This is a genomic window from Tessaracoccus pujii (assembly GCF_054483895.1).
This window is the reverse complement of sequence record NZ_CM137012.1, coordinates 762,847-788,397: the sequence shown is the minus strand read 5'-3', so window position 1 is coordinate 788,397 and position 25,551 is coordinate 762,847. Positions and strand designations below refer to the sequence as shown.

The window sequence follows — 25,551 nt, the reverse complement described above, 5'->3', positions numbered from 1 at the left end:
GCGCTACGTACCGCAACAGTGCCTGTCGGACCAGGCACTGGCAGTACACCCCAGGGCAGTGATCAGAAGCGCAGGATGGCCGCGACCTCGGCGCCCTCCGACACTTCCTGGGACGTGGCGTGCACCATGCCCCCGAAGGCGAGAGTGTCCGCCGCCGCCTTGTCCTCCGTCTCGCAGTCTGCGAAGCGGTCGTCCTGGCCGAGCCGCACCACCGGCACCTCGCTCCCCGCCACCCGTTCCCAGCACCAGGGGTTGGTGTGCATGAACAGCGTGTCCACGCGGCCCTGGGCTGCGGCATCGCTGATCAGCTCGAGGCTGTCGGAGACCCGCTCCCCTCCGCTCATGTCGTGGTAGCGGGCGATGGTGGCGCTGCGCTCGGCGCGCAGCCGCGCCTCGACGATGGGCCACGCCAGCTGGTGCAGCTCGTCACCCGACAGGTCGTCGGGGTTGCGCAGGACGGCCTCGTCGAGCACATTGGCGTAGGTGTTGACCTCGCGGTAGGCGGCTACGTTCTGCTCCAACCCAACGAGCACCAGCGGCGCGGTCTGGCCGGCCAGCACGTCGTGCAGGCCCGCGGCCATCTCGCGGAGGAAACGCATCAGGTCGTCCTTCTTGGCGTCGTCGTCGCCGGCCCCGTGTCCGTAGAACACGGAGCGCCCTCCGCGGCCCCCGCTGAGCGAGCGCGCCATGGCATCGGATCGTGGACCCTCGGGCTCCACCACGTCGGAGATCTGGGTGGGCACATCGTCGAGTTCGATCTGGCGCACCGTGTGCCGGCTGCCGTCCATGAGGCGCACGTGGCCCTGGCTGATGGCGAGCAGCAGGAAGTGGGCGTCGCCGGACAGCAGCCGCATCAGCGGGCCCGTGACGAAGCGGTCGCCTGCCGTGGCGAGCGTGGGAAGCGACGCCGGGATGCGGACCATCCGGTGCTGGCCGGGTTTGATGAACATCGCCAGACCGTCGCCCATGGACTGCCAGGCCAGGCCGTCGCCCTGCAGTTCGCGGGCCGGAGCTAGCAGTGCGTCGACGTCCGGGCGACGCATCTCCTGCAGGAGAAGGGCTTCCATGCCACTGACGAGGTTCTTCCACTGCACCTGATCGGCTTGGACGCCGCTGCCGTAGCGGTGCGTCGGCATGAGAAGGGAGACGTGCATGCCGTCAACCTCCGAGACGGCGAGCGACTGGATGTCCGAACGGGTCAACAGATCCATGTGATCCTCCTTGTATCGGCTTCGTTCCAGCCTACGCGTGGAGGGCGGTCGGCGTCAGGGTTCGGTGACCTCCGGCAGGTAGGGCGATGCACCCGGCCGGGAACGATGCCTGCGAGGTGACCAGTGCCCTCAACCGCGAGGCCCGATCCATGGTGCGCTCCGGGGGGACGAAGGATCCGGACCGGCCTGATGGCCGATCCGGATCCTTGTTGTGGTAGCGGGGACAGGATTTGAACCTGTGACCTCTGGGTTATGAGCCCAGCGAGCTACCGAGCTGCTCCACCCCGCGTCGCTCGACCAACTATAGGTCAATGTCTGCGGACAAACCAAATCGCGACGAGACTCACACATAGTCCCCGCGTACGTAGGGGCCGTGCCTCACACACTTTTCCCCGCGAACGTGGAGGCTGGCCACGATGGGGTGTGGAGGTTGAGGAGAAGCTGTCGATGGCAGCCCGGTTCGAAGTCACGAAGAAGTACGCCCAGGCCTACGCCGCGGCCCCGAGGAAGGGCAAGAGCGTGATCCTGGACCACGTGGTCGAGGTCACCGGCTGGAACCGTGATCACGCCCGTCAACAGCTGGTCGCCCGGCTGAAACAGGCCCCCGGTCGGGCGGTTGCCACCGTCGCAGTGATCGACCGCCGCAAGACCAAACCGCGGAAGTACTCCTACGATGCGATCAAGGTCCTTCAACTGGTCTGGGCCACTGCCGGGGGCAGCTGCGGCAAGTACCTCGCTGTTGCGATGACCGACTGGCTCGACGCAATGGAAACCGAAGGCTCCCTGGTCTCCGGCCAGGATCGGTACAGCGCTGAGGTCAGAGCCGAACTCGAGTCGATGTCGCCGGCCACGATCGACCGCTACCTGGCCCCTGCCCGAGCCACAGACCCACTCCGCGGGAAGTCCGCCACGAGGCAGGGAAGCCTGCTTCGCAACTCGATCCAGATCCGCAAAGCCGGTGACGAGGTCGAAGCCGAACCCGGGTTCTTCGAGGTCGACACCGTCGCCCACTGCGGCCCCACCCTGCAAGGAGAGTTCGCCCGCAGCGTCAACTTCACCGACATGCACACCGGCTGGACCTTCACCCACGCGATCCGCAACAACGCCCACATCCACATCCGGAGCGCGTTCGACCTGCTCATCGACCAGGTACCGTTCGCCGTGACCGGCATCGACAGCGACAACGGCTCTGAGTTCATCAACCACCAACTCATCGACTGGGCCGGCCAACGCGACGTGTTCTTCACCCGCTCAAGGCCCTACAAGAAGAACGACCAGGCCACCATCGAGTCGAAGAACAACCACCTCGTGCGCCGCTACGGCTTCTACCACCGCTACGACACCCCTACCGAGCTGACGCTGCTCAACCAGCTCTGGACCCTGGTCAACGACCGACTCAACTTCTTCACCCCGACCAAGAAACCCGTCGGCTGGTCCACCGACACCATCGGGCGACGCAAGAGGCTCTACGACCAGCCCCGCTCCCCGTATCAGCGGCTGCTGGCCGCCGGCGTCCTCAGCTCCGCCCAAGAAGCCGAACTCGCCGCCTACAAAGCCACCCTGCAACCCGCCGCGATCGCCCGCGCCATCACCGAGATCCAACACGAACTCACCCGACTCGCCGCCGGGAAAACACGGCGACTCCAAGACCAGATCACCTGGAAAGCACCCACCCCCGGTGTCCTCAAGACCCGAGCCAGCTAACCCGTTACACGGGGAAAACTATGTGAGGCACGGCCCCCCACTATCCGGGGACTTGACAGTGAGGCACCACGAATCGCGAGCGACGCGGGGGCGGAAGTCAGGCCGGCCGCGCCTCGGGGACGGACGTCTTGGCCGGGTCACGCTCGACGAGGTCACCCAGCACGTCGTCGATCCGCGTCATCAGCTCGTCGGGGATCTCCACCCCGCTTGCCTTGACGTTCTCGGCGATCTGCTCGGGGCGGGAGGCGCCGATGATGGCAGCCGCCACGTTGTCGTTCTGCAGCACCCACGCCACCGCCATCTGCGCCATGCTGAGGCCCAGCTCGTCGGCGATCGGCTTGAGGCCCTGCACCCGGGTGAGGACGTCGTCGCGCATCCAACGACTGATCATGCTCTGGCCGCCCTTGGTGTCGGTGGCCCGCGAACCCTCCGGCGCCGGCTGGCCGGGCAGGTACTTGCCGGTCAGCACGCCCTGCGCGATGGGCGACCACACGATCTGCGAGACGCCCACCTCCTGCGACGCGGGCACCACCTCGTCCTCGATGACCCGCCACAGCATCGAGTACTGCGGCTGGTTGGACACGAACGGGATCTTGAGTTCCTTGGCGAACCGGGCCGCCTCACGGATCTTGTCCGCCGGCCACTCGGACACACCGATGTAGAGCGCCTTGCCCTGGCGGACGACATCGGCGAAGGCCACCATCGTCTCCTCCAACGGCGTCTCCACGTCGTAGCGGTGAGCCTGGTAGAGATCCACGTAGTCCGTCTGCAGGCGTTCGAGGGAGCCGTTGATGCCCTCCATGATGTGCTTGCGGGACAGCCCCGTGTCGTTGGGCCCCTTCGGACCCACCGGCCAGTAGACCTTCGTGAAAATCTCCAGCGATTCGCGGCGCTCACCCTTCAACGCCTCGCCGAGCACCACCTCGGCCGCCGTGTTGGCATAGACGTCTGCGGTGTCGAACGACGTGATGCCGTGCTCCAGCGCGGCGCGCACGCAGGCCGTGGCGGTGTCCGCCTCCACCTGCGAGCCGTGGGTCAGCCAGTTGCCGTACGTCAGCTCGGTGATCTTCAGGCCCGAGTTACCCAGATAGCGATACTTCATGCAACAAAACCTACTCCGCTCCGGCGACGCCCGCGCGCCGCTACCGTGACGTCCATGGAGAAAACCGAGCTGGCCTGGGCTTCCGGGACCTGGACCACACCCCCCGCGGACTCGCGCGAGGACGGCACCGACCTGGTGGTGGCCGCGGTGCAGGGATCCGACGCCTGGCGGGTCACCTCCTACGGCTTCATCCACGACAACGAGCACGCCCTCGTCGCCCCCTTCCGGCAGGACACCGCCATGGAGGTCGTGTTCACCGCGGACTACGCGGAGCAGTTCGACCAGGCCGGCCTCTTCGTAATGGCCGCCGCGGACTGCTGGGTCAAGGCCGGCGTCGAGTTCGCCGACGGCCACCCACAGCTCGGCGCCGTCGTGACCAACCCGGTCTCGGACTGGTCGACCGCCCCGATGGACGCGTGGCACGACCGGCGGGTGAGGGTGCGCGTCTCCCGCTCGGGTGACGCCCTGACGGTACGCGCCGGCCTCGACGGCGAGGAACTGCTGCTGGTACGGGTGGCTCCCTTCCCGCGCGACGCCCGCGCGGCGGCCGGCCCGTTCACATGCGCGCCGACGAGGGCGGGGCTGGTCGTGCGCTTCCACGAATGGACCGTCGGCCCAGCCGACGGCGCCCTCCATTGAGCGCCTGGCCGGCCCGACGCCGTGGGCTAGCCTTGCGCGCATGACCGAGGCCGCCCTGCAGTACGAGCTCACCCAAGCCCGCCTCGACAACGGCCTTCAGGTCGTCGTCGCACCGGATCCCGGAGCTCCCGGGGTCGCGGTGAACCTGTGGGTGGAGGTGGGCTCGGCGGATGAGAGCCCCGGCAAGACCGGATTCGCGCACCTCTTCGAGCACCTCATGTTCCAGGGATCGGCCAACGTGGCCAGCGGCGAGCACATGTCCACCGTCGAGTCCCTGGGCGGCACGGTCAACGCCACCACCTCCACGGACCGCACCAACTACTTCGAGACGGTTCCACGAGGCGCCCTGGACCTTGCGCTGTGGCTGGAGGCGGACCGGTTCGCGTCCCTCGCCATCACGCCGGCCAATTTCGAGGCCCAGCGGCAGGTGGTCAAGGAGGAGAAGCGGCAGCGCTACGACAACCAGCCCTACGGCGACCTCCTGGAGCTGCTGACCGCACAGCACTTCCCGGCCGAGCATCCGTACGGGCACCTCACCATCGGGTCCATGGCGGACCTCGACGCCGCCTCCCTGGCGGACGTGGCCGAGTTCTTCGACGCCTGGTACCGGCCGGCCAACGTGCGCCTGGTGCTGTGTGGCCCCCTCACCGCCGCCGAAGGGATCGAGCTGGCGGAGAAGCACTTCGGCCGCCTGCCCAGCAGGGCCGCCGCCCGACGGGCCGACGTCACCGACCCGTCTCGGGGAGAACCCTCGACGGTGGAGGTCACGCGCCACGTGCCCCACTCCCTGGCCTACCTCTCCTGGGCCACCCCACCGGCGGCGCACGTCGACCAGCCCGCCATCGACCTCGCGCTGTCGGTGCTCGCCGAGGGACACACGTCCCGCCTGCACCGCGCCCTCGTCCGGCACGGCGACGTGGCCCACGAGGTGCACAGCGCGTCCCTGACGCACCGCTCCGCGCCGTCCATCGCGGCGCTGCTCGGCCGCCCCGCCGAGGGCGTGAGCCTGGGCCAGCTGTCCCGTGCCATCAACGACGAGGTGGCCAGGTTCGCCGCCGAGGGCCCCACTGACGAGGAGCTCGCCCGCGCCGTCGCCCAGTACGAGCGGGACTGGCTCTGGGACCTGGCCACCACCGGCGGACGCGCGGACGCGATCAACGAGGCCTGGCTCATCCACGGCTCACCCGAGGACGTCAACACCCATCTCGCCGACGTCGTGGCGCTCACCGGCGCCGACATCGCGGCCGCGGCCGGGCGCTGGCTCGCGCCCCCGTCGGCCCACCATCTCCACTACGCCGCGGAGGCCTCCCGATGAACCGCCCAGACGTCACCCTCGGCCTGCCCTGGCAGTTCCCCACCCCCACCATCACCACCTTGGACTCGGGGATGACCGTGTGGCACTTCCACCTGCCGGGGCAGCACATCGCCACCTTCGAGGTGGTCCTGCCCGCCCCCCTGACCGCCGAGCCGCGGAACCTGGAGGGGGTCGCGACGGTGGCGCTCCACGCCATCGACGAGGGCACCCGCACGCACCCGGACGGTGCCATCGGGGAGCTCCTGGAGGACCAGGGCGCCACCCTGCACGGCACGGCCCGCCAGCGCTACACCACCCTGGGCGGCCAGGCACCCTCGCGCAGGCTCGCCCGGGTGCTGCCGTTGTTCACGGAGGTGCTCAGCGAGCCCGCCTTCGCGGAGCGCGACGTGGCCCACCACGTGGAGGCACAGGTGGCCGACTACGAGTCGAAACTCGCCTCACCGTCGTCCGCGGCCCGGCTGGCGCTGCGGCGCGAGCTGTTCGGCCCGGAGCATCGAGACGGCCGGCCGGCCGCCGGAACCCCGACGACCCTCACGGCCATCACCCCCGAGCACGCCCGGCTGTGGCACGCCGCGCACTTCTCGCCAGCAGGCGCCACCCTCATCATCGCCGGAGACTTCACCTCGGCCGAAGCCATCACGGCGCTGGGGTCCTGGGCCGCCGCCGGTGGCCAGCAGGTCCCCGTCGCGCCCGCGCCCTCACAGGCGCCACGCATCGTCGTGGTGGACCAGCCGGACGCCGTGCAGGCCACGGTGGTCATGGGTCGCCGGAGCGTCACCCGGCAGGATCCCCGCTGGGCGCCGCTGCGCCTGGCCGGCCACGCGCTGGTGGGCGCATTCGCCAGCCGGCTCAACCTTGAGCTGCGGGAGCGCCTCGGCTACACCTACGGCATCGGGGGCGGCTTCTCCCCCGGCACGGACGAGGGACTCTTCACCGTGGGGGGAAGCGTCCGCACGGAGGTCGCGGCGGACTCCGTCGCCCGCCTCCTCGACGGTCTGGCCGTGCGTGAACCGTTCAGCGCCGAGGAGATCGACGACGCCCGGCGCTACCTGATCGGTGTGGCCCCGCTCGCCAACGAGACGTCCGCCGACATCGTGGACCAGGCCTCAGCTCTGGCCGCCGCGGGCCTGCGGCCCGGCTATCTCAACGACCACTACGCCGACCTGGCGGTCGTGACCGCCGAGGAGTCGACGGCGGCCTTCCGCGCGGAGGTGACACCCTCGGGCACCACAGTCGCGATCGCGGGGGACGCGGACGCCCTGGTGCCGGCTCTGGCGGCCATCGGCCTGGACGCCGAGATCGTGGATCTGCGCGGCTGAGGCCGATCAGCCCAGCGCGTCGGCGGCCTCCTCGATCTTCGCCTCGGCGGCCCTCATCTTCGCCTGGAAGACCGCCAGGTCGCCGTCGCGCAACGCCTGGTCCGCCGAGGCGAACAACGCCTGCGCCTCGTTGAGGAAGTTGCGCGCCCGCACCTGTGCGTCCTCCGGCGACGACGGCTCGCCCGGGTCGATCGCCGGCTCGTCGACCGGCTGCTCGCCGGTATCGGCGCCCGCGTCGCCCTGGAACACCTGGTCCAGCGCCGACTGCAGCGTCTCGCCGATGCCGATCTGCTCACCGAATCGCACCACGATGAAGCGCAGCGCCGGGTAGGCGCCCGTGGTCCCCGTGGTCTGCGTGAAGATGGGCTGCACGTACAGCAGCCCGCCACCCAACGGCAGCGTCAGCAGGTTGCCGTAGATGGCCGCCGCCGACGCGCCCTGCCTGTTGAACGGCAGCAGCTTGTCCGCGACCAGTGGATTGGTCGCGATGAAGTTGTACGTCTGGCCGGGGCCGGCGATCTGTTCGGCATCCGAGAGCTTCAGCACCCTCATGCGCCCGTAGTCCTCCGTGGTGGCATCCGCGTTGACGGACATGTACACGCTGAGGTTCTCGCGGTCCTTCGGCACGAACACGGTGGTGTTGGCGAAGTGGGGAGCCTCGTCGTTCGGCCACCGGATGGTGAGGAAGTACGGCGGCTCCTTCAGCCCCTGCTGGCCGGCGCGCACCGGGTCGTTGGGGACCTGCCAGATGTCCGTCTGGCGGTACCAGGTGTTGGCGCTGGTGGTGTGGTACCGGCCGAGGATCTCCCGCTGCGCCTTGAACAGGTCCTGCGGGTAGCGCAGGTGCTCCAGCAGCTCCTGGGAGATCTGGTCCTTCGGTGTGATGACCCCCGGATACACCTTCTCCCACGTCTTGAGGATGGGGTCTTCCTCGTCCCACTCGTAGAGCGTGACGGTGCCGTCGTAGGCGTCGACAGTGGCCTTGACCGAGTTGCGGACGTAGTTGACCTGCTGGCCCATGAGCAGCCGGTCGGCCGAGGTGCGCGAATCGGAGATGGACTGCGTCCAGTCGCTGCGCATCGAGTTGGGGAAGTTGTCGGTGGTGGTGTAGGCGTCGATGATCCACACGATGCGGCCGTCGACGACGCTGGGGAACGGATCCGAATCCACCGTCAGCCACGGCGCCGCCTCCTGCACGCGCTGAACCGGAATCCGGTCGTGCAGGATCCGCGACTCGTCGTTGACCCGGTCCGAGAGCATCAGGTTGATGTCGCCGAAGCGGATGGCGAAGGCCGTGCGCACCAGCGGGTTCCCGATCGGCACGCCGCCGTCCCCCGTGTAGGTATACAGGGATTCGGTGCGTCCCTCGCCGCCCGACGGGGTGTCCAGCTCGACGGGATCCAGACCCTCCGGCGCACCGACGACGACGTAGTAGTTGGTGGCCTCGCCGAAGTAGATGCGGGGCTCGTGCTCCGGCAGCGTGCCGACGGTGGGGATGCCCCCGGAGAAGAACACGGGCTCGCCGTTGGCCTTGCGCTGGTTACCGTAGGCCGCCACCATGCCGTAGCCGTGGGTGTAGACGGTGCGGCGGTTGTTCCACGTGTCACCGGACTCGACCGAATTGAGGTCCAGCTCACGCACCGCCACCACGGAGTCAGTGGCCTTGCCCCCGATGACGTAGCGGTCGATGTCCAGGGTGTCGGGGAACGTGTAGTAGCCGCGCACCTGCTGGAGCTGCTCGAAGGCCGCCGGAACGACGGTGGGGTCGATCAGCCTGATGGCCGGGAGCGCCTCCGCATCCTGCCGCAGCTGCCCCGCGCCGGCCAGCGTGGTGGCCTCGTAGTCCTCGATCTCCACGTCCTCGATGCCGTACGCGAAGCGCGTGGCGTCGATGTTGTTGGCGATGTAGGGACGTTCCTTCTCCGCCTCGTCGGGAGTCACCTCGAAGCTCTGCACGATCCACGGGTAGAGCATGGACAGGAGCAGCGAGGACACCACCAGCAGCGCGATGCCCGCGCCCGGGATGCTCCAACGCAGCAGCCAGGCGTTGACGAAGGCGAGAACGGCCACGATCACGCAGATCATGGCGATGATCGCGGCCACGGGCACCCGGGTGGTGAAATCCGTGTAGCCGAGGCCCGTGAAATTCTTGTTGGCCACGAGGCTGAGGCCGAACCTGTCCAGCACGGCGTTGGCCGCGATGAGCAGCATGATGATGCCGAGCATGATGGACAGGTGGCGCTGCGCCCCCACACCGGCGGCCGAGTTGCCGCGGCCGCGCATGGCAGAGGAGTTCAACGCACCCGTCATGAAGTGCACGGCACCCGCGGCGAACGCTCCGGCGATCAGCGCGAAGAGCAGATAGCCGACGACGAACCTCAGCCACGGCTGAGTGAACACGTAGTAGCCCGCGTCCAGCCCGAAGTACGGGTCGTCCCACCCGAAATCGGTGGCGTGCCACCAGGCCAGGAACGTGTCCGTCATCCCCGACGCCGTCATGCCGCCCAGGATGCCCAGCACCACGGCGGGCACGGCCATCAACATCTTCGATCTGCGGTCCAGAGCGTCGCGCAGCTGGATCAGGAACTCCGAGTCCAGGTTGGCCCGGCGCACCTTCGGGCGCAGCCGGTAGGCGATCACCTGGCTGAAGAACACGACGGCGGCCAGGAGCAGGCCGAACACGACGAGCAGGCCGACGCGTGCGGCCAACTGCGTCGTGAACACCGTCTGGAAGTTGAAGCTGCGGAACCACAGGTAGTCCGTGACCACCCGGGCCGAGATGACGCCCGCCAGCGCCAGCGCGCCGACGATCAGGATGGTCCACAGGAGGGGGCCGCGGCCCGCGGGGGCATCGGGATCCAAGGGATGAGCGGTCACGCTTGTTCACTCCTGAACGTGTCGACGAGGGCCTCCGTGAGCCCGGGGACGAGGTCCTCCGCGCCGAGGAGGTCCTCTGGATTGGTCACGAGGCGGGCGAGCCCGTGGCGGGTCCCGTCGCGCAGGACGCCCACCACGATCCGCACATCGGTCTTCTCCGGATGGGCGGCCACGAACGCTGCGGCCTCCTCCGCATCATCGGGCAGTTCGCCCTCATGCTCCGGGGCGAGGAAGGCGCGTTCCATCGCCAGCGCGCAGCCCTCGACGGTGTCCGGCCAGAAGATACTCGACAGGCGCTTGACCACGTTGTCCGTGGCCTGGAAGTCCTCCTGCTCGATGGCCGTCAGCGCATCGTCAGAGCCCTCGGGGACCCGCCCCCGCAGCTGGGGCTCCACCTCCAGCAGCGTCTGGGTGGTGACGAGGGCGAACAGCCGCGCCGGCTGGTCCCACCCCGAGGTGGATACATGGCGTTCCACATCCATGAGGCAGGCGATGAGCTTGGACGAGTCAGCCACAGGTGGGCACCTCCGCGGTGTTTCCTTCGTTGATGAGTTGGAGCGCCGCGATGGCGTCCTTGAGCGTGCTCACGGTCACCAGCAGCACGTCGGTGTCCAGGTTGCCCACATCCGCGCAGTTCCCCTCGGGCACGAGGAAGACGGTGCCGCCGTCCCGCTCCGCACCCTTGATCTTCTCGCGCACGGCGCCGATCTTCGTCACACGGCCGTTCGGATCGATCTCGCCGGTGCCCGCCACCACGGCGTCGTTGATCAGGTGGCCCTCGGTGATGCGCTCGTAAAGGCCCAGGGCGAACACCAAGCCTGCGCTCGGGCCGGTGACGGACTGGTCCACGCCGAACTGGATCTGCGGCGAGTACCGGTAGCCCGTGTCCAGGCTGACGCCGACGACGGCGCGGCGGGAGTCCGTGGGGCTGGCACTGGCGGTGACGCTGACGGTGACCTCCTGCCCGTCGCGCAGCACCGTGAAGACGATGACGTCGCCCACCGCGTGCGTCCCGACCTGAGCGATCACGTCCTCGCGGGTCTTCATGGCGATGTCGTCGACGGCCGTGAGCAGGTCACCTGGCTCGAGCCGGTCCGCGCTGGGTCCGGAGAGCACAACGCTCTCAACGCGCGGCAGCTCCGTCACGGCGACGCCGGCGGCGCGGAGCGCGGCCACCGTCGCGTTGATCCTGGACTTGTCCATCATGGCCACGGCTTCGTTGCGCACCTGGTCCGTGGTCTTGCCCGGAGGGTAGATGACCTCGCGCGGCATGGCGTCGGAGTCGTTGGAGAGGTAGACGAACACGGCCTCGGGCAGGCTCAGGGAGGAGTCCGCCCGGGTGGTGGACACCGTCGTCATGAGCAGGCTGCCGTCCGTCTCGAACGTCGGAAGCCCGGACACCTCGATGACGGGGACGTCCTCCGCGGAGCCGAGGACGTCGATGGTCTGGCCGGGCCGCCAGGCGACATAAGGCACGGGCAGCACCACCAGCAGCGCCGCCAGGGCCACGAACAGGAGCGAGGACACGATCGCCACAGCGTTGCGCGACACCGACACTCCCTCCTGCAGCTACCAGATCACCCTAGCAAGGGGCGGCAAGCCGTCGCGCGGCGCTTGCTCCATGCGGAAGAATGGACCAGGAGGAGGTCACTTGATGTCCAACCCTGACCCGTTCGGATCCTTCGACTTCGAGCAGTTGCGCAAGATGCTCGAACAGATGGGTTTCGGCGACGCCGACCAGCTCAACCTCGACGAGTTGCTCGCCCACGTCCAGCGTCTTCAACAATCCGGCGGCGGCGCCATGTTCGGGCTGACCAACGCGGACCGGGACCCGGACGCCGCGTGGCGCACCACACTGACGGCCGCCAGGCAGCTGGCCTCGCCGGCGGGGTCGGACCCCGAGCTGCGTCCTGAGGAGAAGACCCTCATCGCGGACACCGAGCGCCTCGCCCAGGCGTGGCTGACACCGCAGACGTCCTTCCCCGAGACGGGCCGCCCGGCCCGCGGCCTCACCCGCGGCGCCTGGCTGGACGAGACGGGCCCCGGCTGGCGCGCTGTGATCGAACCCATCATCGACGGACTCGCCGAGGCACTCAAGCGCGGCACCGTCGACGACGCCGGCAAGGAGATGGAGCCCATGGGGGCCTTCCTCGCGCCCATGATGAAGCAGTCGGCGTCCCTGATCTACCGCGACAGGCTCAAGCGCGAGTTGGCGAAGGTGGCAGGCGACATCCTCACCGGCACCGAGATCGGGTTCAACCTGCTCGGCTCACCGGACGTGGTGCTCATCCCCGCCAACGTGGCCGCTTTCACGGCAGACCTCGACGCCAGCGAGCGTGACGTGACGCTGTTCCTCCTGCTCCGTGAGGCCGCGCGGCAACGCCTGTTCCACCACGTCGGATGGCTGTCTCCGCAGCTGAGCGCGCTACTGGCGCACTTCGCCCGCGAGATCAGCATCGACTTCGACTCCATCGCGAGCCAGTTCCAGCCCGAGAACCTGCAGAACCTCTCCATCGAAGATGTCGTCGCGGTCGGCGAATCCGTGCGCGGGTCGTTCTTCCAGCCGGCCAGCACCCCCACCCAGGTGGAGATCCTGCACCGGCTCGAAGTGCTGCTGGCGCTGGTGGAGGGCTGGGTGGACCACGTCGTGGCCAGGGCGGCGGGCCCCTGGATGCCCAACGCCGCACAGTTGGAGGAGGTCATGCACCGCCGCCGCGCCTCCAACACGCCCGTCACGGGAGTGTTCGCCGAGCTGCTGGGGCTGGACCTGCGGCCCAGGCTGGTGCGGGACGCCAAGAACCTCTGGGCCGCCGTGGAGCACCACCGCGGGCTCGAGGGTCGCGACGCCGTCTGGGACCACCCGGACATGCTTCCCACCGCAGCCCACCTCGCCGACCCCTTGTCCTTCGCCACGGGGGTGGCGCCCGTGGAGCCCGTCGAGGATGCCATGGACAGGGAACTGCGCAGGCTGCTCGAGGGCCCCGGGGCCTGATCCCTTCCAGCGGTTCTTGACGCGGCAGCGCCCGGAGCGCTTAACTGGGGCGCGTGAGTCCCGGTGGCTCGTTACGCAGGGGAAGGCGGATCGAGCGGCCGGGACTCCACGCGTTCAGCCGGAGTGTCTCGTTGTGAGTGCACCGGGCTGCGCCTAGAGTGAAACCGCGGCTGCCGATTTGGGCAGCCACCCCAACAAGGAGGAAAACATGGCTACGGAGATCTGGGAAGGCTCCTTCTACTGCGTCAAGTGCAAGGAGAAGCGCGACGCCAAGGGCGAGGTCGTCGTTAATGCCAAGGGCACCAAGATGGCCAAGGGCAAGTGCCCCGAGTGCGGCACGAACCTCAACCGCATCCTCGGCAAGGCCTGAGCAAGGTCACCACTGGCCCCCATGCGGGCTTCCAATGGGGCGGTCGCCATCGGCACCGCCCCATTGTGTTGTCCACTCCCGGGACGATGTTGTCCGCTTCACCCCAGGTGTCGTCGTGACCCGGCCCGGACTGGCTGAGGATCGTCTCGACCATGAGGCTGGTGACGTGTCCGATCCCCTCGTTTCGGTGGTGGGTGCGCCGCAAGCCATCCACCCCCTCTCCGTCGCCCTGCGCCGCGCGCACCTGCGGCCCGTTCCGGTCGCCCCTGAGGATGCCCTGCGGAACCCTGGGGTGACGCTCGACGCGCGGCTCATCGTCTTCGCCTCCCCACCGGGCGCCCAGCTGCCGCTCGAGGCGGAAGCGTACGCGGCCGGAACCGGTGCGCTGCACGTGGCGTGGGACGCCGCCGCGGCCGCGGTGGGCCCCTTCGTGTCGCCCGGGCTCGGTCCCTGCCCCGCCTGCCTCGCCCACCGGAGTGGGCCTCAGGCGCCCGGCGCCCACCGGGCACTGGTCAGCTGGGCGAGTTCTTGGGCGGCCCTCCAGGCGCACGCCATCGTCCGCGGGAGCACGGACCTGGTGGCGTTGAGCTGGGCCTGGCAGCTCGGCCGGCCCGGGCTCAGTCTCGTGGGCTGGCAGCGGCTGCCGGACTGCCGGGCGGCGGGATGCGCTCAGCCCTGATGCCCCCGGATGACCTCCAGGGCCCCTCCGCCGTAACGCTCCGCCTTCACCTTCCCGATCCCCGGCAGCCGCAGCAGCTCCCCCTCGGAGGAGGGCGCGGCCTCGGCGATGGCCTGCAGCGTGGCGTCGGTGAACACCACGAAGGCGGGCACGGACGCCTCCTCGGCGGTCAGCTTGCGCCACGCGCGGAGCGCCTCGAACAGGCCTTCGTCGTAGTTGACCTCGCATCCCTCGTGCCGGCTGAGCTTCCGCTCCGCCGGGGTGTGCAGCTGGGATCCACAGACTCTGCAGGTGCGGGAACGTACCGAGGTGGTCCTCTGCTTCGGCGCCCTGCTGACCGTGGCGGGTCCGGAGACCTGGTCCGCGATGAACCGGGAGCGCGTGGCGCTCCCCCGGCCGGCCGCCCAGCTCACGCGCAGCTCCTTCTTGGCTCGGGTGAAGCCGACGTAGAGCAGCCGACGCTCCTCGGACAGCGCCGGCTCCTCCTGGCTGAGGACGAAGGGGATCATGCCCTCGCGCACCCCGACGATGGCCACCCCATCCCACTCCAGGCCCTTGGCGCCGTGAAGAGTGGTCAGCGTCACCGCATCCGCCACGGGAGCCGACTGCCACGAGGCGCGCTCCCGCAACCATTCCGTGGCGCGCTCAGCGGGCCATGTGTCATGCTTGGCGGCCTCCTCGGCCACCATGGTTCGCAGCGCCGTGAGGGATTCCCAGCGTTCCCGCTGCCGACCCTGACCCGACGGCGCCTCCGTCCGCCATCCGAGGCCGGTCAGCACCGCCTCCATGGTGTCCACCGCTGGGGAGTCCGCCGCCCGCTCGGTGTGGCGGCCGAACTCCAGCATGGCCTGACGGACCTCGGCCCTGTCGTAGAACTTCTCAGTGCCCCGCACGGAGTACGGGATGCCCCGCTCGCTGAGGGCGGCTTCAAGTGAGGGTGACTGGGCGTTGATCCGGTACAGGACCGCCAACTCGGACCACCGGGACCCGCGGGCGTGCACGTCCCGCAACCAGTCCGCGACGGCCGAGGCCTCCGCCGCCTCGTCCGGGTAGCCGGCGAAAGTCGGCCTGGGACCGGAGGCCTTCGTGGGCGTGAGGGCTCCCGGCCCCCCGGCCCGGACCCGGAGCACCTTGTTCGCCGACGACAGCACCTCCGGCGTCGAGCGGTAGTTGCGGAACAGGCGCACCGTCTCTGCGCCGTCGACAGCGGTGGCGAAGCCGCGAAGATACGAGGCGTCCGCTCCGGCGAAGGAGTGGATGGCCTGGTTGGGATCCCCCACCACGCACACGTCCTGGCGGCCGTCCACCCAGAGGGTGATGAGGCGGTGCTGCAGCGCCGAGACGTCCTGATACTCGTCGACAACGAAGTGCCGGTACGTCTGCCGGATGGTTGTCGCGATCTCCGGATGCTCGGTGAGCAGCACCGCGTTGCACATCAGGATGTCGTTGAAGTCCACGCTGCCCTCGCCGGTCTTCTGCTTCTCGTAGATCGTCATCACCGCCGAGACCTGCGCCGCCGAGGCCCCGGCCACCGAGCGGGCTCCCGCCACCTCCGGGTAGCGGCTGGCCGAGACATTGCTGGTCTTGGCCCAGGAGATCTCGCTGTCCAGGTCCCGCACCAGCGCCGATTCGGACTTCCCGAGCACCTGATGGGCGGCGCGCGCGACCAGGCCGTAGGTGTTCTCCGCGACCCGGGGGAACTCCACACCGTAGGCGTGCGGCCAGAAGAACTGGCACTGCCGCAGCGCCGCGGAGTGGATCGTCCGGGCCTGCGCGCCACGTACCCCGAGGGCGGAGAGGCGGGCCCGCATCTCCCCCGCGGCGCGTGTGGTGAAGGTGACCGCCAGGGTGGCACCGGGCTGGTACCGGCCCTGGCTGACGGCGTACGCGATGCGGTGCGTGATGGCACGGGTCTTGCCCGTGCCGGCCCCCGCGAGCACGACCACGGGCGACTCGAGGAGCGTGGCGACGCGGCGCTGCTCGGGGTCCAGGGCATCCAGGATGGGGTCACTCACCCGCCCATTGTGGACGCCGCCGCCGACAGTTCCTACTCGCACGGCCGGCCCCGACGAAGTGTCGGTGCCCGCCAGTATGGTTGCTGGCGACGTGGAGAGGAGTCTGGGGCTCATGGCGCTGACGCTGGTTCGGGGTACCCGATGGGGCCCTCTGGTGGACCATGCGGCCGCGCACCTGCAGGCGCTGGGCCTCGGCCCGTTCGACCGGGCAAGGGTGGTGGTGGCGTCCCGGGAGACGGGCCGGCTCGCCGGGCAGGGCGTGGCCGCCCGCCTCGGGATCTCCGCCGGGATCGCGTACGTGACGCCGGCCGCTCTCCTGCGCGAGCTGGCCGAGCGGGCGGGCGTCGCGCAGGATCGGGCGCGGTGGCTCGGTTCACCGCTGGATCTCGCGGTCTGGGGCGCCTTGGACGAGGTGGCCCAGGACCATCCGCTCCTCGCGGCCGCATTGGAGGCGGACGCCGGGCGCCCAGGGCGCCGCCGCGCCACCGCCATCAGGCTCGCCCGGCTCCTGCGCGGCTACGTCGACGTGGCACCGGAGGTGATCGGCGCCTGGATGGAGGGAGCCGGCGACGGCGCGGACGGGCACCCCCTCCCCGAGGCCACCGCGTGGCAGCCGCCCCTGTTGCGGGCCGCCACCGCCAGCCTGGAGGTGGATCCGCTGCACATCCTCGCGGCCATCACCGAGGCCGCCGCCACGGACCCCACCCCCACAGTGGTCCTCGCCGTGGACCACGTCACCGTCCCGCAGGCCGGGGTCTTCGACGCCCTGGCTGCCGGCGTCGGCGTCACCGCGCTGCAGATCTCGGGCTCCCCAGGCGCTGTCTGGGCTCAGGCCCTCGCCACGCGGATCGTGGACCTGCCGGGCGCCACGGACCCGGCGCCCGAGGTGGAGATCCACGAGTCCCACGGCGAGGCCCGGCAGGTGGAGGTGCTGCGCGACGAACTCACCCGCGCCTTCGCGAAGGACCCCACCCTCGAGCCGCGCCACGTGGCGATCGTCTGTCCGCAGCCGGAACGCTACGCGGACCTCCTGGATGCCGCGTTCGCCCCAGGGGATCCCACCACGCATCCCGGGCGGACGCTCCGTGTGCAGCGGGTCGAGTCAGCCCCCTCGGTGGGTCTGGTGGAGCTCCTCGTGGAGCTCCTGCGGCTGGGCGAGTCCCGCGCCACCGCCAGCGCCGTCGTCGAGCTCCTGCTCCGGCCTGCCATCGCGCATCGCTGGCGGCTCACGGATCGCGCCGCCGTCACGGAGCTGGTCAGCGGCGCAGGCATCCGGTGGGGCATGGACCTCACGCACCGGGCGGCGTTCGGCCTGCCGGAGGTGGGGCAGAACACCTGGCTGCGGGGCCTTGACCGGCTGCTCGTCGGCCTCGCCGTCGCCCCCGGCCACGAGGCCGGCGTCGGCCTGTCGGGCGCCGATGCCGTCTCTGCCTCGGACATGGACACCGTCGGCGCACTGTGCGAGATCGTCTCCAGGCTGCGCAGGCTCGTCGCGGTCACTGATTCCCCGGCCACCATCGCCTCGTGGGTGGGCCGCTGCCGCGAGGCGATGGAGACCCTTGTGGGACTTCCGCGCACCGAGGATTGGCAGCTCACCGTGACGGCGCGGACGCTCGCCCGGCTCGCCTCGGACCACCGCACCGACGAGACCCTCCTCACCCGCCACGAGTTCGCCCTCATGCTGGAGGAGGCCGCCTCCACGCGGCGCACCCGGGCCGCCGCAGGCAACGGCTCACTCATGGTGGTGGGGCTCGGTGAACTCATGCACGTGGAGTTCCGCCTGGTCGCGCTGCTGGGCGTCACCGACGACGTGGTGCCCGGGCGCGTGGGGCTGCCGCCGGACAGCATCGCCCTCGGAGACCTGGCACCGGACCCGCGAGCCCGCCGGCTCGAGCAGCTCCTCACCCACGCCCGCTCCGCCGAGCGGGTGCTCATCGTGCGCCAGCGGCGCTCGCAGCGCACCAACGACGAGATGCCCGTCCCCGTGGCTCTGAGCTGGCTGCTGGATCAGCTCGGCGGGAGCCACCGGGCCGTGACCCACCCGCCCATCGCATCCTCCGAGTCCAACTTCGAGGGCACGGCGCCCAGCTTCGACGCCCCAGCCCTCGCCGGCGTCCTGGCGCGGCGACGCCGAAGCTCTCTCCTCGGACGCCACGCCAGGCGTCGGCTCGCTGCGCGCACCCTCCCCGTCGCATCGATCCCGGGGCCGGTGACGCTCGCGCAGCTGTCGAGGTTCCTGGCGGATCCGGCCAAGAGCTTCCTGCAGTCGGCCGCCGGCATCACCCAGTACCAGGACGCCCAGCTCACAGACGAGATCGATCTGGAGACCAAGGGACTGAGCCGGTGGGCCATCATCGACGACCTCCTGGAGTCGTGGAAGGCCGGCACGGACGGGCGGGCGGCCGAGGAGGCCTTCCGGCAGCGTGAACAGCACCCGCCGCTGGCCATCGGCCGCCTGGGTTTCGCCCAGGCCCGCGCAGACGCCGAGGAGCTCTGGCGCGCCGCCGAACCGGACTGGAACGCGGAGCTGGCAAGCCATCAGGTGCACCTCCGCCTCTGCCTCGACGGCCTGGGTGAGGTGGCTCTGGTGGATGAGATCCGCACCCGCGGCGGGGTGGCGGTGGCGCTCACCGCGAGTTCGGGCGAGGACAAGCTCATCGGTCCGTGGCTGGAGTCCCTGGCGTTGGCAGCCTCCGGTGGCGGGCCGGCCGTCTCCCGCGTCCACCGGCTGATCCGGCCCGGCTACAACGGGACCGTCGTGCCGGAGTCCCGCACGCTGGCCACGGAGGACGTGGCACAGGCCCGGGCCGTGCTGGAGCTCGTCGTCCGCGCGTACGTGCTGGGGCAGAGGCGGCTCCTACCCGTGCCGGCGGCCGCGGCGATCGCCTACGCGCAGGACGAACTGCACGGGGGGGCGGACCGCGCAGCATGGACCGGAAGCTTCCGGAGCTACCACCCCAAGTGGAGCTGGCCCGGTCGGGCGTGGCAGCTGTTCTACGATTCGGACGTCGCGGAACTGTTCACCGACGCGCCGCTGCCCGAGGACCCGGGCCCGCCGCGCGGGTCGGCCTTCGAACAGTGGGCGCTCGCGCTCTACACCCCGATGCTCGGAGGTTTCCGATGACCGCACCGTCGCCCTTCGATCTCGCCGGCCCCCTCCCCACGGGCAGCACCCTGCTGGAGGCCAGCGCCGGCACCGGGAAGACCTACACCATCGCGGCGCTCACAGCGAGATACATCGCCGAGGAGGGCCTGGACGTCAGCCGGTTGCTTCTGGTCACGTTCGGCCGCCACGCCGCCAGCGAGCTGCGGGCGCGCATCTTCGGGCGGCTCACCCAGACCATCGCGGCCCTCGACGCCGTCCTGGCGGGCCACGCGCTGCCGGATCCGCACGACGAGGTCTCCGCGCTCCTGGCCGGGACGGACGCGGCCGTGCACCGGGACCGGCTCGCGGAGGCCGTCGCCCGGTTCAACGAGGCCACCGTCCTCACCACCCACTCCTTCTGCCAGGCGATGCTCTCCGAGCTGGGCATCCTCGGTGACTGGGATCCGTCCGAGGCTGTGGGGCCGGACCCGGCGGAGCTCATGACCCAGTGCACCACGGACGCCTACCTGCAGCGCTACCTCACCGACAGCTCCCCCGCCGTGACGCCCAAGGAGGCGCTGCAGATCGGCAGAGCCGCCTGCGAGACCACCCTTCCCCTGGCGCCCTCGGCCGGGCCACACGTCGAGTTCGCGACGCGGGTGCGCCAGATCTACAGCCACCGCAAGACCGTCCAGGGCCTGTGCACCTACAACGACATCGTCGGCCGGCTCCGCGCGCTCCTCGAGAGCCCCGGCACCGGGCCCGCGGTCGCGGACGCCCTGCACCGTCGCTTCGCGGTGGTGCTGGTCGACGAGTTCCAGGACACGGATCCGGACCAGTGGGCCATCCTGGACCGGGCCTTCGTCTCCGGTGGCACACCCACCGTGCTCATCGGGGATCCCAAGCAGTCCATCTACGCCTTCCGCGGCGCAGACCTCCAGAGCTACCTTGCAGCGAAGGGGGCCGCCACGGTGCACACCCTCACCTGTAACCGGCGGTCGGACCGGCCACTGGTGGACGGGGTCGTCGAGCTGTTCGGCGCCGCACCACTGGGCGACGCCTCGGTCACGGTGCTGCCGGTGGGCTCCCAGCACGGTTCCCGGATGAGCGGCCTGGCGGGGCAGGCGAGGCTCTGGATCCGCGAAGGCAAGGCCGGCCGGCTGGACGGCCGTTCACCCGCCGCCGCCATCGACGAGGACCTCGTGCTCACCATCAGCAGGCTCCTCGAGCTGGCGCGTCTCCCGGACGGTGCCGGGGGAACCCGCGCGGTGGAGCTGTCGGACATCGCGGTGCTGGTTCGTCGGGGCGCGCGGGCACATCAGCTGCGCACCGTCCTGGAGGCCGCCGGCTATCCGGCGGTCCTCACCGGAAGCCAGTCCGTGTGGGAGCAGCCGGCCGCCGCGGAGTGGGCCACCCTCCTGCGCGCCATGGCGGAGCCGACGCAGGCCACCATCCGCCTGGCGGCCCTCACCTCCCTCATCGGCTCGGACCTGGCGGACATGCTCACGGACGGCAGCGTCGAGCCCGCCCGGGTGAGCGTGCTGGTCCGCGCGCTGGCCCGCCGCTTCGCTGACAGCGGGGTGGCCGGGGTGTTCACCGCGCTCCGCACCAGCGAGCATCTCGACGCCAGGGTCCTGGGAGAGCGGGACGGCGAGCGGCACCTGGCGGATCTCGCCCACATCGCAGAGCTGCTGGACGGGAGCGGCGAGTCGACGCTCAGCGCCCTCATCGCGCTGTGCGAACGGCCGCTTCTGCCGGAGGAGGGCGGTGACGCCATCCGGGTGGCCGGCGATGAGCAGGCCATCCGCGTCATGACCATCCACGCCGCCAAGGGGCTGGAGTTTCCGCTTGTGCTCCTCCCGGAGACAGAGGGCGTCCAGGCTTCGCGAAAGAAGCCGTTCAGCATCGTTACCGGCGGGCGTCGCCATCTCTACGTCGGCCCCGCGCCGGACTGGCGCGACGAGCTGGCGCAGGATCTCGACGCCCAGAACCTGGCCGAGGAGCTCCGGCTGCTCTACGTGGGCCTGACCCGGGCACGGCACCTGAGCGTCGCCTGGCACGTCGCCCCCGAGCGCGCGCCCTCCGTCGCGAAGCGGCCCATGGCACTGCTGCTGGATCGGCTGGACCGCCGCTCGAACGGTGCGACGGCGGCGCCCGTGCTGTGGGTGCACCGCTCACCCATCTCGGACAGGCAGGAGCTCCAACGCCCCGTGATCGCGCGCGAGGAGCCGGCCCTGCGGCTGGCGACCCTGAGTCGTTCCATCGACACCACGTGGCGCCGGACCTCCTATTCCGGTCTCACCCAGAGCCTCCACGAGCAGGCGCCGGCTCACCTGCTGTCGGACGAGGCCGCGGAGGTCGACGTCGCCCCTCCGGCAGCGTCGGACCCGGCGCTGGACGCCCCCTCACCGATGACCGCGCTCCCGGCCGGACCCGCATTCGGCACGCTGGTACACGAGGCCCTCGAGCTCCTGGACTGGACACCCGGGAGGTTGGCGCCTCATGCGCAGGAGGTGATGGACGAGCTGGCTCCGCAGCACGGCCTCGACCCGGAGCGTGGAGCCGTCCTGGCGTCGGCACTGGTGGCGGTCTGCACCACGCCGCTGCTCCCCCTCACCGCCAACGCCCTTACCGACATCCCCCTGGCGCGCCGCCTTCCCGAGCTGGATTTCGATCTGCCCCTGGCGGACCGCGGGGCGGCCGTCACGCTGGCCCAACTCGCCGCGCTCATGGCCGCGCACCTGCCCGCGTCGGACCCGCTCGCCGAGTACCCGGCGCGGCTGGCGGCCTCGGAGGCGGCCGACGCCGTGCTCAACGGCTTCCTGACCGGGTCCATCGACGCCGTGCTGCAGCTCGATGACGGGCGCTTCCTGGTGGTGGACTACAAGACCAACCGTCTCGCACCGGCCGGTGAGACGGGGGTCACCGTCGGGCACTACATCGTGCCGGCCATGGCGGAGGCCATGATGCAGGCGCACTATCCCCTGCAGGCCATGCTCTACTGCGTGGCCCTCCACCGGTACCTCTCCACCCGGCTTCCGGGATACTCGGCGTCCGCGCACCTGGGCGGCGTGGGCTACCTCTTCGTGCGCGGGATGGCCGGGCCGGACACCCCCGTGGTGGCCGGCACGGCGTGCGGCGTGATGGCCTGGCACCCACCGGCGCCCCTCGTCGAGGCCGTTTCAGACCTGCTGGAAGGCCACCATGCCTGAGATCCCGATCGCCGCCACGGGGGTGCTGCGTCACTTCTGCGAGGCGGGAATGCTGCGCCCCATCGACTTTCACGTCGCCCGCCGGCTGGGCTCGCTCGCCGGTGAGGCGGACCCGGAGGTTCAGCTCGCCTTCGCCATCGCCGCGCGTGAGCTGCGGCTGGGCTCCGTGTGCGTGGACCTCCACACCGCCGCGAAGGATCTGCTCCCCGAGACGGACCTCGACGACGGACTCGACGACGAGGCATGGGCCGCCCTGGACTGGCCGGAGCCGGAGGGGTGGCTGCAACGCATCGCGCTATCGCCTGCCGTGGCCGGGCCCGAGGACCCCGGTAAGCCCTTCAGGTTGGAGGGCACACTGCTCTACCTTGATCGCTACTGGCGTCAGGAGCGAGGTCTGGCCGTGCACCTCCGCCGCCGCAGCGCCCTGATGCCCGCACCCGGGCCGGCGGCCCCGCCGCCCTCGCCGGTGGACACCGCCGACACCCACCAGGAGGCTGCCGTGGCCGCCGCCCTGAGCCATTCCACCACCGTCATCACCGGTGGCCCCGGCACCGGCAAGACCACCATCGTGGCCCGGATCCTCACGGCCCTCGCCCCGGCGGGGCCGAGGATCGCCCTGGCCGCCCCCACCGGGAAGGCCGCCGCCCGGCTGCAGTCGGCTGTGGCCGGCAGGATCCCTCCCGGGTCGGAGCTGTGGGGCGGTACGCTCCACAAGCTCCTCGGGGCCCGGCCGCGTACCAGCAGGCTGGAGCATGGGCCGGCCAACCCCCTCCCGTTCGACGTCGTGGTGGTCGACGAAACCTCCATGGTGTCCTTGGAGATGATGGGGGCGCTCATGGCGGCGCTGGATCCCACCACCAGGCTCATCCTGCTGGGTGACCCACACCAGCTCCGGTCGGTGGAGGCGGGCGCGGTGCTCGCCGACATCGAACAGGCGGCGGATCTCGTCACCGCACCAGGAGGCCGGCTGGTGCGGCTGCTCACCAACTTCCGCTCCAACCAGGAGATCAACCTGCTGGCCCAGGCCATCCTCGCCGGGGATGCGGAGACGGCCAGGGGCCTGCTGGAGGCATCATCCGTGCTGCACCTGGTGAACTTCGACGGCACGCCGGACCCGGCCTCGTTGCCCAGCCTGCGCGATGATGTGCTGCCGGCGGCCCGGGCCGTGGTGGATCACGCCCTGTCCGGTGACGGGCAGGGCGCCGGGCTGGCGATGAACGCCCACCGGATTCTCTGCGGGCACCGCGAGGGCCCGTTCGGCGCCGGCCATTGGGCCCGGACCGTACGGGCCTGGCTGTCCAGTCAGATCGACGGATACGGCTTCGAGTCCCGGCCCTACGCGGGCCAGCCCCTCCTCATCCAGCGCAACACGGATCTCTACAACAACGGTGACACCGCGGTCGTTGTGCGGCGTCCCGGCGACGGTGAGCTCATGGCGGTCGTGGACCTGCCCAACCGCCCGCTGTGGGTGTCGCCGTGGCTGCTGGACGACGCCGCGGATCTGCACGCCATGACCATCCACAAGTCCCAGGGCAGCCAGTTCGGGGCAGTGTCCGTGGTGCTGCCCCCGGCCGGATCAGCGCTGCTGACCCGGGAGTTGCTCTACACGGCGGTGACGCGCGCCCAGGACACGGTCCGGATCTACGGCACGTGGGACACGCTGGCAGAGGCCATCTCCACCCCGGTGCGCCGGGCGAGCGGGCTCGGCCGGCGCTGACCCCTCACCCGGCGGTCCGCACCTCCGCGATGGCCTCTGCCACATGGACGAGGTTGTCGTTGTTCAGGGCGGCCACGCACATGCGCCCCGCGTCGGTGCCGTAGATCCCGTGGTCCGCCCGCAGCGCCACCATCTGCGGCTTGGTGAGGCCGGAGTAGCTGAACATGCCCATCTGCTGCGCGATGAAGCCCATGTCCTGGACCCCCCTCGCCTCCAGAGCGGCCACCAGGCCACGGCGTAGCTGCTTGATCCGGTCACGCATCGCGGCCAGCTCCTGCTCCCATCCGCGCCGCAGATCCGGATCCGACAGCACCGCGGTGACCAGGGCCGCGCCGTGCGTCGACGGGTTGGAGTAGTTGGTGCGGATGCAAACCTTGAGCTGGGACAGGACCCGCCGCGCCGCGTCCGCCGTCGAGGTGACCACCGACAGCGAGCCGATGCGCTCTCCGTAGAGGCTGAACGACTTGGAGAAGGAGGTGGCGATGAAGAACTCCAGGCCGGAGGCGACGAACTTCGCCACCACCGCCCCGTCCTCCTCGATGCCGAACCCGAAGCCTTGGTAAGCCATGTCCAGGAACGGCATGAGGTCACGTTCGCGCAACACCTCGATGACCCTGTCCCACTGGTCCGGGCTGAGGTCGTAGCCCGTGGGGTTGTGGCAGCACGCGTGGAGGACCACGATGGTGCCGGCATCCGCCTGGCCGAGGTCCGCCAGCATGCCGTCGACGTCGATGCCCTGCAGCGCCGGCTCGTAGTAGCGGTAGTCCTTCACCGCGAACCCGGCCCTGGTGAACAGCGCGCGGTGGTTCTCCCAGCTGGGTGAGGAGATCATCACGGTGGCCGAGGGCTCGATCTGCTTGAGGAGGTCCGCCCCCACCTTCAGCCCGCCGGTGCCGCCGAGCGTCTGAACCGTGACGACGCGACCCTCGGCCAGCACCTCCGCGTCAGCGCCGAACACCAGTGACCGCACGGCCTCGCGGTAGGCAGGCAGGCCGTCGATGCCGAGGTAGCCCTTCGGCTTGGACTCGGCAGCGAGCCGCTGCTCCGCCGTGCTGACACAGCCGAGCAGCGGAATTCTGCCGTCCTCGTCCAGGTAGACGCCGACGCCCAGGTTCACCTTCCCCGGCCGCTGGTCGGCCACGAAAGCCTCGGTGAGTCCGAGAATGGGGTCTGCGGGGGCGAGCTGGACACGATCGAACAGCGACATGGGGGCACCTCTTTCCTCGGTGGCCCAGCCTAATGCCCTGCGGCCGGGTGTCCAGATACCCATCCGACACGCGCCACCGGGATCGGCGAGGTGCCAGACTTCTCAGT

General features: G+C 70.4%; 17 protein-coding genes and 1 tRNA gene. 10 read left to right on the top strand and 8 right to left on the bottom strand.

Going from position 1 to position 25,551, the window contains the following annotated elements; translation table 11 throughout:
* Positions 1-62: 62 nt before the first annotated feature.
* Positions 63-1,211 (bottom strand): baeRF3 domain-containing protein, encoded by a 1,149-nt coding sequence (locus ACX1D0_RS03830; protein WP_459019576.1) that lies wholly within the window; start codon positions 1,209-1,211, stop codon positions 63-65.
* 212 nt (positions 1,212-1,423) lie between these two features.
* Positions 1,424-1,500 (bottom strand) — tRNA-Met (locus tag ACX1D0_RS03825).
* A 158-nt stretch (positions 1,501-1,658) separates the two neighbouring features.
* Between ACX1D0_RS03825 and ACX1D0_RS03820 the strand changes: the two genes are divergently transcribed.
* A complete protein-coding gene (locus ACX1D0_RS03820; RefSeq protein WP_459017860.1) occupies positions 1,659-2,915 on the top strand; it encodes an integrase catalytic domain-containing protein in 1,257 nt (418 codons plus the stop codon).
* A gap of 97 nt (positions 2,916-3,012) precedes the next feature.
* On the opposite strand, the gene ACX1D0_RS03815 is transcribed toward ACX1D0_RS03820, so the two are convergent.
* Positions 3,013-4,017 carry an aldo/keto reductase family protein gene (locus ACX1D0_RS03815; protein ID WP_459019575.1) on the bottom strand — a complete coding sequence of 335 codons (1,005 nt, stop codon included), beginning with the start codon at positions 4,015-4,017 and terminating at the stop codon, positions 3,013-3,015.
* Positions 4,018-4,071: 54 nt separating this feature from the next.
* Between ACX1D0_RS03815 and ACX1D0_RS03810 the strand changes: the two genes are divergently transcribed.
* The 3 genes from ACX1D0_RS03810 to ACX1D0_RS03800 are packed head-to-tail and all read left to right on the top strand — an operon-like array spanning position 4,072 to position 7,290.
* Positions 4,072-4,656, top strand: coding sequence for a DUF1349 domain-containing protein (locus ACX1D0_RS03810; RefSeq protein ID WP_459019574.1), 585 nt, complete (start codon positions 4,072-4,074; stop codon positions 4,654-4,656).
* 40 nt (positions 4,657-4,696) lie between these two features.
* Positions 4,697-5,971 carry a M16 family metallopeptidase gene (locus ACX1D0_RS03805; RefSeq protein WP_459019573.1) on the top strand — a complete coding sequence of 425 codons (1,275 nt, stop codon included), beginning with the start codon at positions 4,697-4,699 and terminating at the stop codon, positions 5,969-5,971.
* The gene (locus ACX1D0_RS03800) at positions 5,968-7,290 is read left to right on the top strand and encodes a M16 family metallopeptidase (RefSeq protein ID WP_459019572.1); all 1,323 of its coding nucleotides are present in this window, start codon (positions 5,968-5,970) and stop codon (positions 7,288-7,290) included. The genes ACX1D0_RS03805 and ACX1D0_RS03800 overlap by 4 nt, the downstream gene beginning before the upstream one ends.
* 6 nt (positions 7,291-7,296) lie before the next feature.
* On the opposite strand, the gene ACX1D0_RS03795 is transcribed toward ACX1D0_RS03800, so the two are convergent.
* Genes ACX1D0_RS03795 through ACX1D0_RS03785 form a run of 3 tightly spaced genes read right to left on the bottom strand, consistent with a single transcriptional unit; the run spans position 7,297 to position 11,718 of the window.
* Positions 7,297-10,167 carry a UPF0182 family membrane protein gene (locus ACX1D0_RS03795; RefSeq protein WP_459019571.1) on the bottom strand — a complete coding sequence of 957 codons (2,871 nt, stop codon included), beginning with the start codon at positions 10,165-10,167 and terminating at the stop codon, positions 7,297-7,299.
* Complete coding sequence (locus ACX1D0_RS03790; protein WP_459019570.1) at positions 10,164-10,682, bottom strand: PPA1309 family protein; 519 nt, start codon at positions 10,680-10,682, stop codon at positions 10,164-10,166. The genes ACX1D0_RS03795 and ACX1D0_RS03790 overlap by 4 nt, the downstream gene beginning before the upstream one ends.
* Complete coding sequence (locus ACX1D0_RS03785) at positions 10,675-11,718, bottom strand: YlbL family protein (protein ID WP_459019569.1); 1,044 nt, start codon at positions 11,716-11,718, stop codon at positions 10,675-10,677. The genes ACX1D0_RS03790 and ACX1D0_RS03785 overlap by 8 nt, the downstream gene beginning before the upstream one ends.
* A 103-nt stretch (positions 11,719-11,821) precedes the next feature.
* On the opposite strand from ACX1D0_RS03785, the gene ACX1D0_RS03780 reads away from it, so the two are divergent.
* From ACX1D0_RS03780 to ACX1D0_RS03770, 3 genes are all read left to right on the top strand, one after another.
* Complete coding sequence (locus ACX1D0_RS03780; RefSeq protein ID WP_459019568.1) at positions 11,822-13,159, top strand: zinc-dependent metalloprotease; 1,338 nt, start codon at positions 11,822-11,824, stop codon at positions 13,157-13,159.
* 208 nt (positions 13,160-13,367) lie between these two features.
* The gene (locus ACX1D0_RS03775) at positions 13,368-13,529 is read left to right on the top strand and encodes a DUF5679 domain-containing protein (RefSeq protein ID WP_176715192.1); all 162 of its coding nucleotides are present in this window, start codon (positions 13,368-13,370) and stop codon (positions 13,527-13,529) included.
* Between the two features lie 166 nt (positions 13,530-13,695).
* The gene (locus tag ACX1D0_RS03770; RefSeq protein WP_459019567.1) at positions 13,696-14,208 is read left to right on the top strand and encodes a hypothetical protein; all 513 of its coding nucleotides are present in this window, start codon (positions 13,696-13,698) and stop codon (positions 14,206-14,208) included.
* On the opposite strand, the gene ACX1D0_RS03765 is transcribed toward ACX1D0_RS03770, so the two are convergent.
* A complete protein-coding gene (locus ACX1D0_RS03765; protein ID WP_459019566.1) occupies positions 14,199-16,223 on the bottom strand; it encodes an ATP-dependent DNA helicase UvrD2 in 2,025 nt (674 codons plus the stop codon). The genes ACX1D0_RS03770 and ACX1D0_RS03765 overlap by 10 nt on opposite strands.
* Before the next feature lie 91 nt (positions 16,224-16,314).
* Between ACX1D0_RS03765 and ACX1D0_RS03760 the strand changes: the two genes are divergently transcribed.
* Genes ACX1D0_RS03760 through recD form a run of 3 tightly spaced genes read left to right on the top strand, consistent with a single transcriptional unit; the run spans position 16,315 to position 24,237 of the window.
* Positions 16,315-19,347 carry an exodeoxyribonuclease V subunit gamma gene (locus tag ACX1D0_RS03760; protein ID WP_459019565.1) on the top strand — a complete coding sequence of 1,011 codons (3,033 nt, stop codon included), beginning with the start codon at positions 16,315-16,317 and terminating at the stop codon, positions 19,345-19,347.
* On the top strand, positions 19,344-22,520 hold the full coding sequence (locus ACX1D0_RS03755) for a UvrD-helicase domain-containing protein (protein ID WP_459019564.1): 3,177 nt from the start codon (positions 19,344-19,346) through the stop codon (positions 22,518-22,520). The genes ACX1D0_RS03760 and ACX1D0_RS03755 overlap by 4 nt, the downstream gene beginning before the upstream one ends.
* A complete protein-coding gene (gene recD / locus ACX1D0_RS03750; RefSeq protein ID WP_459019563.1) occupies positions 22,513-24,237 on the top strand; it encodes an exodeoxyribonuclease V subunit alpha in 1,725 nt (574 codons plus the stop codon). Before ACX1D0_RS03755 ends, recD begins: the two co-directional genes overlap by 8 nt.
* Before the next feature lie 4 nt (positions 24,238-24,241).
* On the opposite strand, the gene ACX1D0_RS03745 is transcribed toward recD, so the two are convergent.
* Complete coding sequence (locus ACX1D0_RS03745; protein ID WP_459019562.1) at positions 24,242-25,444, bottom strand: amino acid aminotransferase; 1,203 nt, start codon at positions 25,442-25,444, stop codon at positions 24,242-24,244.
* Positions 25,445-25,551 lie beyond the last annotated feature (107 nt).

Coding starts and splice junctions, on each gene's coding strand:
- ACX1D0_RS03830 (WP_459019576.1), bottom strand. CDS start 1,211: ATGGATCTGTTGACCCGTTCGGACATCCAGTCGCTCGCCGTCTCGGAG.
- ACX1D0_RS03775 (WP_176715192.1), top strand. CDS start 13,368: ATGGCTACGGAGATCTGGGAAGGCTCCTTCTACTGCGTCAAGTGCAAG.
- ACX1D0_RS03755 (WP_459019564.1), top strand. CDS start 19,344: ATGACCGCACCGTCGCCCTTCGATCTCGCCGGCCCCCTCCCCACGGGC.
- ACX1D0_RS03815 (WP_459019575.1), bottom strand. CDS start 4,017: ATGAAGTATCGCTATCTGGGTAACTCGGGCCTGAAGATCACCGAGCTG.
- ACX1D0_RS03745 (WP_459019562.1), bottom strand. CDS start 25,444: ATGTCGCTGTTCGATCGTGTCCAGCTCGCCCCCGCAGACCCCATTCTC.
- ACX1D0_RS03800 (WP_459019572.1), top strand. CDS start 5,968: ATGAACCGCCCAGACGTCACCCTCGGCCTGCCCTGGCAGTTCCCCACC.
- ACX1D0_RS03780 (WP_459019568.1), top strand. CDS start 11,822: ATGTCCAACCCTGACCCGTTCGGATCCTTCGACTTCGAGCAGTTGCGC.
- recD (WP_459019563.1), top strand. CDS start 22,513: ATGCCTGAGATCCCGATCGCCGCCACGGGGGTGCTGCGTCACTTCTGC.
- ACX1D0_RS03820 (WP_459017860.1), top strand. CDS start 1,659: ATGGCAGCCCGGTTCGAAGTCACGAAGAAGTACGCCCAGGCCTACGCC.
- ACX1D0_RS03805 (WP_459019573.1), top strand. CDS start 4,697: ATGACCGAGGCCGCCCTGCAGTACGAGCTCACCCAAGCCCGCCTCGAC.
- ACX1D0_RS03810 (WP_459019574.1), top strand. CDS start 4,072: ATGGAGAAAACCGAGCTGGCCTGGGCTTCCGGGACCTGGACCACACCC.